This is a genomic window from Hymenobacter sp. 15J16-1T3B (assembly GCF_020711235.1).
Taxonomy (GTDB): domain Bacteria; phylum Bacteroidota; class Bacteroidia; order Cytophagales; family Hymenobacteraceae; genus Solirubrum.
This window is the reverse complement of record NZ_JAJFAV010000008.1, coordinates 71284-84273: the sequence shown is the minus strand read 5'-3', so window position 1 is coordinate 84273 and position 12990 is coordinate 71284. Positions and strand designations below refer to the sequence as shown.

At 67.6% G+C, this 12990-nt stretch carries 10 protein-coding genes; 2 read left to right on the top strand and 8 right to left on the bottom strand.

Annotated features, from left to right (window positions below; genetic code table 11):
• Positions 1-11: 11 nt before the first annotated feature.
• From LJ737_RS14850 to LJ737_RS14815, 8 genes are all read right to left on the bottom strand, one after another.
• Positions 12-1316, bottom strand: a complete 1305-nt coding sequence (locus tag LJ737_RS14850; RefSeq protein ID WP_227767056.1) for a glycosyltransferase family 4 protein — start codon at positions 1314-1316, stop codon at positions 12-14.
• Positions 1313-2362: a nucleotide-diphospho-sugar transferase gene (locus LJ737_RS14845; protein ID WP_227767052.1), complete on the bottom strand. Its 1050-nt coding sequence runs from the start codon at positions 2360-2362 to the stop codon at positions 1313-1315. The genes LJ737_RS14850 and LJ737_RS14845 overlap by 4 nt, the downstream gene beginning before the upstream one ends.
• Before the next feature lie 21 nt (positions 2363-2383).
• Positions 2384-3064 (bottom strand): acyltransferase, encoded by a 681-nt coding sequence (locus LJ737_RS27145; RefSeq protein WP_317206654.1) that lies wholly within the window; start codon positions 3062-3064, stop codon positions 2384-2386.
• A 12-nt stretch (positions 3065-3076) separates the two neighbouring features.
• Positions 3077-4270 (bottom strand): glycosyltransferase family 4 protein, encoded by a 1194-nt coding sequence (locus LJ737_RS14835; RefSeq protein WP_227767050.1) that lies wholly within the window; start codon positions 4268-4270, stop codon positions 3077-3079.
• 34 nt (positions 4271-4304) lie between these two features.
• Positions 4305-5594, bottom strand: coding sequence for an O-antigen ligase family protein (locus LJ737_RS14830; RefSeq protein ID WP_227767047.1), 1290 nt, complete (start codon positions 5592-5594; stop codon positions 4305-4307).
• Complete coding sequence (locus LJ737_RS14825; protein WP_227767043.1) at positions 5591-7171, bottom strand: lipopolysaccharide biosynthesis protein; 1581 nt, start codon at positions 7169-7171, stop codon at positions 5591-5593. Before LJ737_RS14825 ends, LJ737_RS14830 begins: the two co-directional genes overlap by 4 nt.
• Before the next feature lie 80 nt (positions 7172-7251).
• A complete protein-coding gene (locus tag LJ737_RS14820; RefSeq protein WP_227767042.1) occupies positions 7252-9630 on the bottom strand; it encodes a polysaccharide biosynthesis tyrosine autokinase in 2379 nt (792 codons plus the stop codon).
• 58 nt (positions 9631-9688) lie between these two features.
• Positions 9689-10483, bottom strand: a complete 795-nt coding sequence (locus tag LJ737_RS14815) for a polysaccharide biosynthesis/export family protein (RefSeq protein WP_227767040.1) — start codon at positions 10481-10483, stop codon at positions 9689-9691.
• A 305-nt stretch (positions 10484-10788) separates the two neighbouring features.
• Between LJ737_RS14815 and LJ737_RS14810 the strand changes: the two genes are divergently transcribed.
• Together LJ737_RS14810 and LJ737_RS14805 are read left to right on the top strand one after the other, a co-directional pair.
• The gene (locus LJ737_RS14810; RefSeq protein WP_227767037.1) at positions 10789-11466 is read left to right on the top strand and encodes a response regulator; all 678 of its coding nucleotides are present in this window, start codon (positions 10789-10791) and stop codon (positions 11464-11466) included.
• Between the two features lie 100 nt (positions 11467-11566).
• A complete protein-coding gene (locus tag LJ737_RS14805) occupies positions 11567-12952 on the top strand; it encodes a HAMP domain-containing sensor histidine kinase (protein ID WP_227767035.1) in 1386 nt (461 codons plus the stop codon).
• The last annotated feature ends 38 nt before the right edge of the window (positions 12953-12990 follow it).

Sequence of the window (12990 nt, the reverse complement as noted above, 5' to 3'; positions counted from 1 at the left end):
GAAGAGCCGGCTCAGCCGGCGGCCAGCACGGCCGGCTGCGCGGGGGCCGCCGGCGTGGGCAGGGCCACGGGCGCGGTCAGGGGTTGCCGCAGGGCCAGCGGGCCGAGCAGGGCCCGGAACCGGGCGGCGCGGGCGGGCCAGGTTTGGGTCAGGGCATATTCGTAGGCGGCGCGGCCCATGGCGGCGCGGCGCCGGGGCGCGGCGGCCAGTTGCTCCACGGCCCGCGCCAGGGCGGCCGAGGTGGCCTCGGGCGTGGTGACGGGCACTTTGATGGCGGCCGAATCTGGGATAAAGTCGCGCGCGCCCTGGTGGTTCAGGGTGATGATGGGCAGGCCGCAGGCCATGGCTTCGAGAAACTGCGAGGCAAAAGAGTCGCGCAGGCTGCCGAACAGAAACACGTCGTGGGCCAGCATTTCGCCCTGAATCAGCGGCCAGGGCACTTCGCCGCGCCAGGTTACGCGGTCGGTCAGGCCGTACTTGGCTATCCAGCCGGGCACCAGGGGCCCCAGCGGCCCGTCGCCGATGACGGTGAGGTGAAACCGGACCCCCGGCGCTACCTGGGCCAGGGCTTCGAGCACCAGCGGCAGGGCCTTGCGCGGGTAGAGACGGGCCAGCCAGAGCAGGCGCAGCTCGGGGCCGGCCGCGCGCTCCGCGTACTGCCGGCCGTAAAACGACTCCGGCAGGCCCGTGTCGAGAAACAGCTCGACGCGGCGGGCGCCGAGGCGGCGGGCCAAGTCGGCCGTTTCGCGGTTGCCGGCCAGCACCAGCGCGGCGTGGCGCAGGGTTTGGCGGGCGTTGGGGCTCAGCGTCATCAGCAGCCAGCCGATGGCGTCGCGCATGGTTTCGGTCTTGAACCAGCCGGGCATGTAGCGGCGGAAGGCTTTGGGGGCCCGCTGCCCCCCGCCCACGGGCCCGAAAATCAGCGGCTTGCCCAGGCGCCAGAGCTCGGAGCCCATCTGCAGGCTGCCGTAGGTGGCGTGGTGCACCAGGTCGAAGTTGACTTCGCGCTCGAGCAGGCGGGCTTGGCGCAGGGCTTGGTGCTGCCACACGAGGTAGTGCAGGTACACGCCGAACTGCCAGCGGTAGAGAAACAGCACCCAGGCCGCCACGCTCACATACACCACGTGCAGGCGCTGGGCCACCGGGTCGTGGGCGTGCTCGGCCAGGTAGGAGTCCAGGTCCTCGCGTTCGAAAGTGCTTACTAGGCACCACACTTGGTGGCCCTGCTGGGCGTGTTCCCAGGCCCAGTGAAAGCCGTTGCCACTTTCGCCGCCGTGGCGCGGGTTGCAGGCATACGCCGAGAGCAGCACATTCATGAGCGGGCAAGTTGGATGGCGGAGGAAGTCAACTGCGGGGCCGCGGCGGGCGGCAGGGGCGCCACCGCGGGGGGGGCCGGGAGGGCGGGCTGTTCGGCGCCGGGCAGCAGGCGGCGCAGCAGGCGCTGCACCTGGGCCGCCACGCGCTCCAGCATGAATGCGCGGAAGCGGCGCCGGTCCCGGGCCCGGTCGCGGAGCACGGCCGGCGGGTGGCGGAGGGGCCAGGGCAGCGCGGCCGTGGGCACGTCGGCGTGGGCGTCGCCCGCGTCGAAGGTGTGGGTGGCGTCGGCGCCGAAGCCGATGTTGCGCACCAGGTTCACGGCCGGCACGATGCACAGACCCGAATGGGCGGCCACGGCGAAATGCCACTGGTAGTCCCAGATGTCGGGCGGCGCGGGGGCGGCGTGCAGGGCGGCAAACTTGGGCAGCCAGTAGCGCCGCTCCAGGGCCGAGGGGTACAGCTGCTGCAGCTGGCCGCGCCGCGCCAGCTCGGGCCAGAGGCGCAGGTGAAAGTCGAACAGGTGCCAGGCGCGGCGCCAGGTGGCCCAGCCCCAGCTGTTGACCTGTCCCGAGAAGTAGTAGGAGTCGGCGCCGGCGGGCAGGGGGCGGGCGGCTTCGCGGGCGAAGTTGTTGCCGCCGATGTGCATCACGCGGGTGTCGTGGCGGTAGCGGGCCAGCAGCTCCTGGCAAAACGGGAAGAACTCCGGGGCGGGCACGCAGTCGTCTTCGAGGATGATGCCCTCCGACTCGTGGCCGAAAAACCAGCTGATGGCCGTGGCCGGCCCCACGCCGCAGTTCAGGTTCACGTCCTGGTAGAGCGTGTGCAGCTCGCAGGGCCAGTCGACGGCCGCGCGCACCAGCTCGCGCACCTGCTGGCAGAGGGCCGCGTCGGCGGGGCGGTGGGGGCGGGGGCCGTCGGCGGCTACGTAGAGGCGGGCCGGCCGGACCTCGCGCAGCGCGTCGAGCACGCGGCGCGTGGGCTCGGGCCGGTTGAAAACCAGCAGCAGCACCGAAGTCGGAAACGGGGCAGTAGGCGTGGCGGTCATGGAAGAGAGGAAAGGAGGAACTTAGGCAAGGGGCGCCGCCACCGCGGGCAGGGCCGGGGCTGGCACACCCGCGACAGATAGCTCTGGCGCGGCGTCGGGGCGGGGCGCGTCGGCCGTGAGGCGGCGCACGAAGCGGGCCGGGTTGCCCGACCAGATTTCGTTAGCCGGCACGTCGCGCGTGACCACGCTGCCCGCGCCGATGACGGCGTTCTGGCCGATGGTGACGCCCTTGAGAATGATGCTGTTCATGCCGATGAACACGTTGTCTTCGATGACCACCGGCCGGCTGCGGATGCCGTCGAAGTTGAAGCGGCGGCTGTCGGTGCCCAGCGGGTGAAAGTCGGTGTCGGCCACGAAGGCGTTGGCGCCCATCATCACGCCGTGGCCGATGCGCACCTCCGTCTGCACGCAGATGCCCCCGCCGCTGATGCCGAAATCGTCGCCGATGGTGAGCCGGGCTTCGGGGCTCATCAGCCGGATCATCACCGGGTGGTTGACGCCGGGCTGGCTGAAAAACGAGTCCGATATCAGCCAGGCGCCGCGCCCGATGCGGATGTTCTGCCAGTTCTCAACTTCCAGCAGCGGCAGGCCAAACACCTGCACCGCGTTGCCGAGGCGGCGGGCGTAGCGGGCGTTGAACCAGGCGTTGAGTAGCAAATGCACGGCCTTGCGGACGCCCCAGATACGAAACAAAGGATTCATGGCGGAGGAGAGTTAGGCGTAAGCAAGAGGCCGGGCCATGGGCCCCACGTGGGCCTGTTGCACCGTGCGGTAAATGGCGAGGGTGCGCTCCAGAATGGTGCCCGGGTCGTGGCGGCGGCGCGCGACGTCCTGGGCCGCGGCGGCGAGGCGTCCGGCCAGGCCGGGCTCCTGGTACAGGCGCAGCACCTGCGCGGCGAGGTTGGCGGGCGTGAGGTCGGAGAGCAGGCCGGTGTGCTCGTGCTCAATGAGCGAGGAGACGCCGCCTACGTCGGAGGCCACCACCGGCAGGCCGGCCACCTGGGCCTCGCACACGCTGTTGGGGCTGTTGTCGATGTAAGAAGGGTGCAGCAGGCAGAACGACTGCCCGAACAGCCGCAGCAGCTCGGTGGTGCTCTGGTAGCCGCGGCAGTCCACGTCGGCGGGCTGCACGTGGCGCAGCCCGGCTTGGCGGATATACTGGGTTATTTCTTCGGGGTGGGAGTCGCCGACCAGCACCATCCGGGCGGGCACTTGCTTCCGCACCAGATCAAAGGCCTGCATGGCCTCGCGGAAGCCCTTCATGCGCTGGGTGCCGCCCATGAACAGAATCTGCGGGGTGGCGGACGTGTGGGCGGGGCGCTGGGCCCGGAAAAATTCCGGCCGCAGCATCTCCCAGTTGTGGTGAATGTGGGCGCCCGGGCTCAGGCGGTTGATGCAGGCCTTGTCCCAGTGGGTGCGGCAGGAGAAATGGTGGATGCCCGGCAGGTGCCGCCGCTCGTAGTAGCTGGCCAGCGTCCAGAGGGCCCGGCGCATGGTCAGCCGCTCGGGCAGGCGCTGCAGGCACTCCGACACCAGCCCCTGCACCGACAGCAGGACGGGCACCTCGAGACCCGCCACGGCGGCTTGGTACTGCAGCTCCGAGCCGTGCACGTGTATCAGGTCGAAGCGGTGGTGGTGCTGGCGCAGGAACTCCGCGGTGCGGGCAATGCGGCGGGTGTAGAGTGTCAGAATATCGGCCCGGTTGCGGGGCGTGCGCAGGAAGATGAAGCGCAGCCCGTCGTGCTCGAACTCTTCGACCGGCGCGGTTTGCTGCTCATCCCAGTTCAGGATGGTCAGCTCGAGGTCGGGCTGGGTGACGAGGGCGCGGGCCAGGGAGGTGAGCCAAGGGGCGGGGTGCGTGGTGCTCCGGTGCGGATGGGGGAACGGGGCCAGCCAGAGGATGCGCATACAATAAGGAGAAGAGGTGGAGCAAGCAGCGGCGTTAGCAGGTAAGCGCCGGCGGAGCCGGCTCCGGGGACGGAAGGACGCGGGCCGCCGGCCGCAGCCGGGCCGAGGCGGCCACCGGGGTCGAGGCTTGCACGCCGGCCAGCATCAGGCCCACCAGGGCGTAGTAGTAGGCTGGCCAGTCGTAGGAAATGGCGTACACCACCAGGGTGGCGCAGCTGGCCATCAGCGCCGCGGTTTCGCCCGGAATGGGCCCGGGCTGGAGCAGGCGCTTCGCCACCACGTAAATCGGCATCAGCAGCACCAGCAGCACGCCCACGATGCCGAAGTAGAACAGGCGGTCGAGGTAAAAACTGTGAAAGTGGTGGCCGGTGAAGTTTTCCCAAATCGGCGCGTCGGTTTCGTCGCTGTAGAACTGCACCGGCAGCTCGAAGCCCTCGATGCGCCAGCCGAGCACGGGCCGCTCCTTTAAGACGGGTTCGTAGGCTTCGTACTGCTTCATGCGCCAGCTGCCGGTGCCCTGCTTGTCGGGGTTCTGAATGTCCTCGATGCTGGCTTCCAGGCGCTTGATGACGTTGGGGTTGTCCAGAATGGCTGCCACCCCGCCCACGCCGCCCACCAGGGTCGGCAGCAGGCCCAGGATGAGCAGGCGCTGGGGCGAAAACCGCACGCCCGGCACCCGGCGCAGCAGCAGCAGGTTCAGGGGCAGGGCCACGGCCGTGCTCACCCACACCGTGCGGTGCTGCAAGAACACAATCATGGCCATGCACACGAAGAAGAGGCAGGCGTACAGCAGGTGGCCGCGCTGCAAAAACCAATTCAGCGTCAGCAGGCCCACCACCAGGAACAGGTAGGCCGAGGTGGTCACGAAGCCCCGCTCGTTGTTGAGAAAGGCGTTGAGCGACAGGGAGTCGCTGTTGAAAAAGGCGAGGTTGATGCCCAGGCCAAGCAGAATCAGCACCACCAGCGGGCCGAAGGGCGGCTGGCCCACGCGGCGGTAGTAGGCGTAGGCCCCGAAGATGTGCAGCAGCACGGTGAGCTTGCTGAACACGTGCGGGTACACCATCCAAGTGCCCCAGCCCTGGTACGACTCCAGCGCCAGCAGCCCCAAGGAGGCCACCACCGCCCAGAACCAGCGCCGCATGCCCACCGACATGTAGCGCAAATTCAGCAGGCTCAGCGCCAGCGAGAAGCCCACCAGCAGGTAGTGGTATTTGTTGAGCAGCGGGTCGTCTTCGCGCTCGAACAGCAGCTGGTTGAAGCCCCGGTCGGTGACAAGGATGGCCACGAATACGCCGAGCACCAGGAAGCGCAGGTTGATTTTCATGGCACCAGCACGCTAGCGGTGGAATCGGATACGCGCGCCGCGGCGGCCTGGTGGCGGCCCAGCCAGGCCTGCAGCCCGGCGGTGCCCGGCACTTCCAGGTGGCCCAGGTGGCGGGCTACTTCGGTCTGCAGTTCCCGCAGCGGCAGCAGCAACGCCAGGCCGCCCAGGCTCACGGCGCCGGTGGCCAGCTCGGCCGCGAAGCGCAGGGCCAGCGGCCAGTGCCCCTGCTGCCCGAGCCAGGCCACGGCCGCAATGCTCAGGGCCACGCCCGCGCTCAGCAGCAAGGCCGGCCCGTAGCAGGCCAGCACCCGCAGCGGGGCCACGTCGAGCACGCGGCGCATCAGTATCACGTAGAAGACGGTGCGCAGCACCTCGCCCAGCAGCACGCCCACGGCCACCCCGATCAGCCCGAAGCCGCGCAGCAGCCAGAACAGGCCCAGCAATGCGCCGGCGTGGGCCAGTGTCAGCCAGAACTTGCGGCTGAGCGTGGCCGTGGCGTCGGCCACGGTGGCGGCAAACATATTCATCATGCTCAGGGCAAATACCCCGCACACCAACCGAAACACCGGCACGGCGTCGAGCCACTTGGCCCCCAGCATCACTTGCACCACTTCCGGGGCGGCGGCGGCGGCCCCCAGGCACACCGGCGGAATCACGCTGCCGATGAGCACCAAGCTGCGCAGGTAGGCCGCCCGCAGCCGCGGCCGGTCGTGCTGCACCTGGCTGAAGGAGGGCAGGGCCACCCGCGCCACGCTGGAGGACAGCGTGTAAATCGGAAGGCCGATGAGCATCCAGGCGCGGGAGTACAAACCCACGGCGGCGGCGCCCCACAGGCGGCTGATGCTGAGCTTGTCCAGCTCGCCGGTCATGTACTCGCAGAAGCTGATGACCGAGGACCAGCCGCCGTAGTGCACCAGCGGGCGGTAAGTGGCCCAGTCGAAGAGCGGACGCACGGCGTGGCGGGTGGCCGCGTAGGCCAGCACCGTCAGCACGGTGGCCTGGGCCAGCTGGGCACCCACCAGGCTCCAGACCCCGTAGCCGCGCCAGGCCAGCACAATGCCTACGCCCGCGTAGCCCACCACAAAGGCCAAGACTTCCACCGTGGCCAAGCTGCGGAAGCGCATCTGCCGGCGCAGCAGGCTGATGGCGGTGGCGTGCAGCCCCACCATGACCAGCCCGCACGCCATGGCGCGCACCACCGGCACCACGGCCGGCTGCTCCAGCAAGTGCCCGCCCACCGGGGCCAGCAGCATCAGCAGCCCGGCAAACACCGCGCTCAGCCCCACCGAGCAGGTAAAGGCGGCGCGCACGTCGCGCTCGGTCAGTTCGGCTTTCTGGATAATGGCCTGCTCCATGCCCATCTGGGCGAAGTAGGAGCCGAAGCGCAGCAAGATGCCCGCCAGCGCTACCAGCCCGAAGGCCTCCGGGGTGAGCAGCCGCGCCATGACGGCGGTGTAGCCCACCTGCAGCACGGAGGTGGTCAGCGTGGCCGCGGTGGTCCACTTCACGCCGTGGACGGCGGCCTTGGTCAGGCTTTGGGTTTCGTCGGCGGGGGTTGGGGTAGGAGAGGAAGCCATACGCGCGGGGGGCAGGGGTGGAGAATAGGCGGCGCGGCAGGGATAAGCGGGTGGCGGGACGGTGGTCGGCGCCCCGCCGCTTAACTATAGCCGTAGGCGTAGGCGTTTTTCTTGTAGCGGTATTCGTAGGTCTTGTTGAAGTGCATGTCGTTGATAATCATATACACGTGTTTGATTTTGCCCTCGGCGTACAGCTCGTTGATCTGCGTGATAAGCGAGCGGTCGGTGTAGTTCTGGCGCACCACGTAGATGTTCGCGTCGAGGTAGCGCAGCAGCACGAAGTACTCCGACACGTAGCCCACCGGAGGGGTGTCGAGCAGCACGTAGTCGTACTCGGCGCGCAGCTGCTCTAGCAGCGAGGCCATGCGCGGGCTTTCCAGCAGCTCGGTGGGGTTGGGCGGCACGCTGCCGCAGATGAGCACGTCGAGGTTGGCAATGCCCGAGGCGCGCAGGCAACGGCCCAGCGGCTCCAGGTTGGCCAGGTAAGCGGCCAGGCCCGGCGCGTCGCGGTCCAGGTCGAAGTAGCCGGCAATGGTGGGGCGGCGCAGGTCGGTTTCCACCAGCGCCACGCGGCGGCCCGAGTGGGCCAGCTCCGCGGCCAGGTTCACCGCGCAGAAGCTTTTGCCCTCGCCCGGTACCGACGAAGTGACGCCCAGCACCTTCTTGTCGAGGCCCGCCGAGAGGTACTGCAGGTTGACCCGGATGGAGCGGAACGACTCGGCAATGGGGCCTTTGGGGTTGCGCAGCATGCCGGCCCGCTCGGCTTTGTTGCCGTGGGCCACCACGCCCAGCATCGGAATGTCCGTCACGCGCACCAGGTCTTCCTTGCTCTGGATGCGGCGGTTGGCCTTGTCGAGCAACAGCGCCAGGCCCAGCGGCCCGAGCAAGCCGGCCAGCATGGCTATCAGGCCCACAAACATGGGCCGCGGGGCCGAAGGGCCTGCCCCGCTCATGGTGGCCGCGTCGATGACTTTCTTGTCCGTGGAGTTGGTGGCCAGCGTAATGGCGGCTTCGGCCCGCTTCTCCACCAGGAAGTTGTAGTTCTTGTCGTTGAAGTCCGATTTGCCCTTGAGCACGGCCAGTTCCCGCTCATTTTCGGGCATGCGGCTCATGTCGGCCCGCAGCTTGCCCAGCTGCCCGCCCATGTCGGCCAGCTGAATGTCCATGTTGCGGATCATGCTGGCCAGGTTCTGCTCCAGCGAGGCTTTGGTGGTTTTGATGCGCTCATCGAGCACCGTCACCAGCGGGTTGTTCACGCTGGCATTCACCACCAAGCCGGCTTTCTGGTTCGAGAGGTCGGCCAGCTGCAGAATCAGGGAGCTGAGCACCCCGTCCGACACGCCGGCGGCCGAGGCGGCCGTCACGGTGCGGTCGGCGCGCAGCTGGGCCAGCAGGTTCTGGTAGTAGCTGCGCTGCGAGGTCAGGCGGCTGCGTTCCAGTTCCAGCCCGGCCGTCTGCTGAATGCCCGCCGTCGACTGCGCATTCACGTCCACCACGCCGCGGGCGGCCCGAAAGGTGCTCAGCGCCGCCGCCGACTGCTGCCGGGCCTGGCTGAGCTTGCGGATTTCGCCGTCGAGGAAGGCCACCGTTTTCTGGCCCGTCAAGTTCTTTTCGCGCAGGTCCTCGGCGATGAATACGCTCATCAAAGTGTCGAGAAACTGCTTTTCCTTGGCCGGCACCGTGCCCTTGGTTGTCAGCTCGATGATGCGCGACTCGTGGTCGACGGAGCGCACCTGCAGGCGGCCCTGGTAGTCGCCGGCCACGCTGCCCAGGTCGTTGAGGGTGAAGTAGTACCGTTCCTTCGGGTCGGGTGCCACGCCGGGTTCCGGCTCGATGGTGAGGCTCAGCAGCGGGTGCTGCAGGGGCTGGCCGGCGGCCACGGTTTGGTCCAGGTCCACGTCGAAGACCTCGCGCACCAGCTCGCCGGTGGGCAGGCTGGTGAGCTGCCCGCGCTTGGCCTGGGCCGTGAGGCGAAACTTGCCGCCGGGCAGCGGCTGCACCTGCACGCGCAGGCCGCTGAGCTGGGCCGCGGCCGCGTCGGGCACCACGCGGAAGGGAACCGAGCCCAGGGGCCGCTCCCGCAGTTGCAGCAGGCGCACTTTGTTGAGCCAGTTGTCGGGGGCGGCGTAGTAGCTCACCTGAAACTCGGGCAGGCGCTGCACGGCCTGGCGCACCATGCCGGCCGAGCTGATGAGGCCGATTTCGTCCTCCATCTTGATGCCGCGGTCCTTGACTTCCAGCAGGTTCAGCAGCTCCTGGGCCCGCTTCGAGCCCGAGCTCTGATTGCCCAGCAGCATGGTGGCCCGGAAGTCGTATACCGGCGCTTTGGTCTGCAGGTAGAGCCAGGCGCATGCCCCGGCCAGCACCAGCCCAACCAGAAATAGGGGCCAGCGGGCCCGCAGCTTGAAAAACAACAGGTGCAGGTCAAGCTCGTCGGAGGCAGAGGTGCGTGGTTCCATAGTCAGGGCAGATTTTCGAAAGCGGCCGGGCGGCGCGGAGCATGCCCGGCCGCCGTGACTAATTGGTTATTTTGATGTAGTTCAGAATCAGCACCAGCGCCGAGATGCCCGAGAAGAGCAGGGCGAGGTTGCCGGCGTTGGCGCGCCGGGTGCGGGCCGCCAGCGGCTCCACGTACAGCGCGTCGTTGGGCAGCAGGTAGAAGTAGGGCGAGGTGAGCAGGGCCGGGTCCGTCAGGTCCAGCAGCACCACCTCATTACCCTGGGGCGTGGGTCGAATCAGCTTGATGTTCTGACGGTTGCCAAACTCGGTCAGGTCACCGGCCAGGCCCAGGGCCTCCAGCACGGTGGCCTGCCCGTTGTACACGAAGTAGCGGCCCGGACTGCGCACTTCCCCCAGCACGGTTATCTTGAAGGAGAGCAGCTTCACCAGCACGTTGGCGTCGCGCACGAAGCGGCTCACTTGCTGCTGCACCAGCGCCTGCGCCTCGTCGATGGTCAGGCCCTGCACCTTCACCTTGCCCACGGTGGGCAGGTTGATGGTGCCGCCCGCATCCACGTTGTAGCCGGCCAGGAACATGTTGCCCGGGTCGCCGGCCATTACGCTGCGCGAATCGGTGACGTTGAAGATGTCGTTGAGAGCCGGCTGCACGCTCTGCACCCGCACCGAAAGCACGTCGTTGGGCTGCAGGCGGTAGGGTTGGGGCGCGTTGACGGCTGTCACGGGCGTGCGGGTCGAGTACGTCGAGCCCTGCAGGTAGGGCAGCTTGCGCTGCGAAATACAGCCGGCCAGCCACAGCAGCGGCAAGCACAGCACCGCCAGTCGCAGGCGGTTGATCCAGGAAGGGTAAGCCATGGTGGTGGAGAGGTTGGCTTATACCGATGGACATCCGAAAGGCAGGCCCCCAGTGGCGCGGGCGCCTACTTCAAGAGGTCTATCAGCTAGAAAAGCGTTGAAGAATCATAGTGATGTAATTTTTCCTTAAACATATAGGACTTAACTTTAAGAGTCAAGTTATTTTTTACTTATTCCGGTAATTATTTGTAATAGTTTTTGTTGCTGTCGAGTTGCTTGCTTGGTGTTAAAGCCGTATTAAATTGCTTAGGGCGGTTTGGATGCGCGGGCAACTGCCTACCTTCGGCTGCGTATTCCTTGCGCGTATGAAGATTCTCTTAGTTGAAGACGAGCCCAAAGTGGCTTCCTTCCTACAAAAAGGCCTGAGCGAGCAGACCCACGCCGTGGACGTGGCTGCCGACGGACTGCTGGGCCTGCGCCAAGCCCTTTCCACCTCCTACGACCTGATCATTCTCGACCAGCTGCTGCCCGGCCTGAGCGGGTTGGAAGTGTGCCGGCAGGTGCGCGCCCACGACCCCGCGGTGCCCATCCTGATGCTCACCGCCCTGGGCGAAACCGACGATAAAATCCGCGGCCTCGACGCCGGCGCCGACGACTACCTCGTCAAACCCTTTGCTTTTCAAGAACTGCTGGCCCGCATCCGGGCCCTGGCCCGCCGCCGGCAGGAGCAGCCCGCCCAGCCCCAGCTGCGCCTGGCCGACCTCACGCTGGACCCCGTCAGCAAAGTCGTCACCCGCGCCGGACAGCCCATTCAGCTCACCGCCCGCGAGTTTGCCCTGCTGCACTACCTGCTGCGCAACCAGGGCCGCGTCGTGTCGCGCGTCGACATTCTGGAGCACGTCTGGGAAACCTCCTTCGACACCGGCTCCAACGTCATCGACGTGTACATCAACTTCCTGCGCAAAAAAATCGACAAAGACTTCACGCCCAAGCTCATCCATACCCTCGTGGGCATGGGCTACGTGGCCAAAGTCAACGAATAAGAGTGAAGTTGTGACCTTGTGAAGTTGTGGGCAGGCAACTAATCGGGCAGGCTAAGTACGATTTCACAACTTCACCTTTCACCATTTCACCACTTGCCCTATGTCGATTCGTCTGCGGCTGGCGCTGCAGTACATGGCCATTGTGGCCGTGACGCTGCTGCTGTTTTCGGCGCTGATTTACGGCTTCACCTACTACTCGCGCAGCCAGTTTTTTGCCGAAACGCTGCACAGCCGTGCCCAGGTGGTCGGCCACGTGTACTTCGACGGGCAGCACCCGCGGGCCGACGAGCGGCACCGCGCCGCCTACACCCGCTACCTGCGCCAGCTCTACCGCACCCTGCCCGACGAGGAAGTGCGCATTTACGACATGGCGGGGCGCGTGGTCTTTCGCGAGGGCCGAACCACCCGCCGCCAGGTGCCTGCCGGCTGGCTCACGTCCATCGCCGAACCGCTGCTGCGCCGCGACGCGGGCTGGCACTACACCCTCGGCCTGCACCACCAAGCCCCCGACGGCGGCCGCTACCTGGTGGTGGCCTGGTCGGTGGATACCGACAGCCAGCGGCAGCTGGGCACCTTGCGCAACGTGCTGGGCATCGGGCTGCTGGTGGTCATGGGGCTGACGGGCATCGGCGGCTGGGTGTTTGCCGGGCAGGCGCTGAGCCCCATGCGCCGCGCCGTGCAGGAAATGGCCGGCATCACGGCCTCCGACATGCACCGCCGCCTTTCTGGGGCCGAGGGGCAGGACGAGGTGTCGCAGCTGGCGCGCACATTTAACTCCCTGCTCGACCGGCTCGAAACGGCCTTTGCCGGGCAGCGTACCTTCGTCCGCGACGCCTCGCACGAGCTGCGCACCCCGCTCACGGTGCTCATCGGGGAGCTGGAAGTGGCCCTGCTGCAGCCGCGCACCGCCGAGGGCTACCAGCAAGTGCTGCGCAACACCCTCGACGCGGCCCGCCTGCTCAAGGACCTCGCCAACGGTCTGCTGCAGATTGCCCGTGCCTCCGACGACCCCTCGCAGGTGCCGCTCAAGCCCCTGCACCTCGACGAGCTGCTGCTGCAGGCCCACGAGGAGCTGCAGCGCCGCCACCCCACCTGCCGCATCGACCTGGAATTCCACCTGCCCCCGGAAGCGCCCGACGCGCTGGTGCGCGGCAACGAAGCCCTGCTGCTCTCGGCCGTGCTCAACGTGCTCGAAAACGCCTGCAAGTTTTCGCGCGGGGCCGCGCAGCCCATCATGGCCACCCTCAGCAGCTGGCCCGGCCGCGTGACGCTCGACGTGCAGGACCGCGGCGTGGGCATGAGCGAAGCCGACCGGCAGCAGGTGTTCGTCCCGTTTTTCCGCGCCGACAACGCCCGCGGCGTGCCCGGCCACGGCATCGGCCTGCCGTTGACCCACAAAATCATGGAGCTGCACAGCGGCTCGGTGCGCGTGGAAAGTACGCTGGGCCAGGGCACCCGCGTAACGCTGGAGCTGCCCCGGGCCTGAGCCGGGCAAGCGCCCCCGTGGTCCTGCGGTTGCGCCGT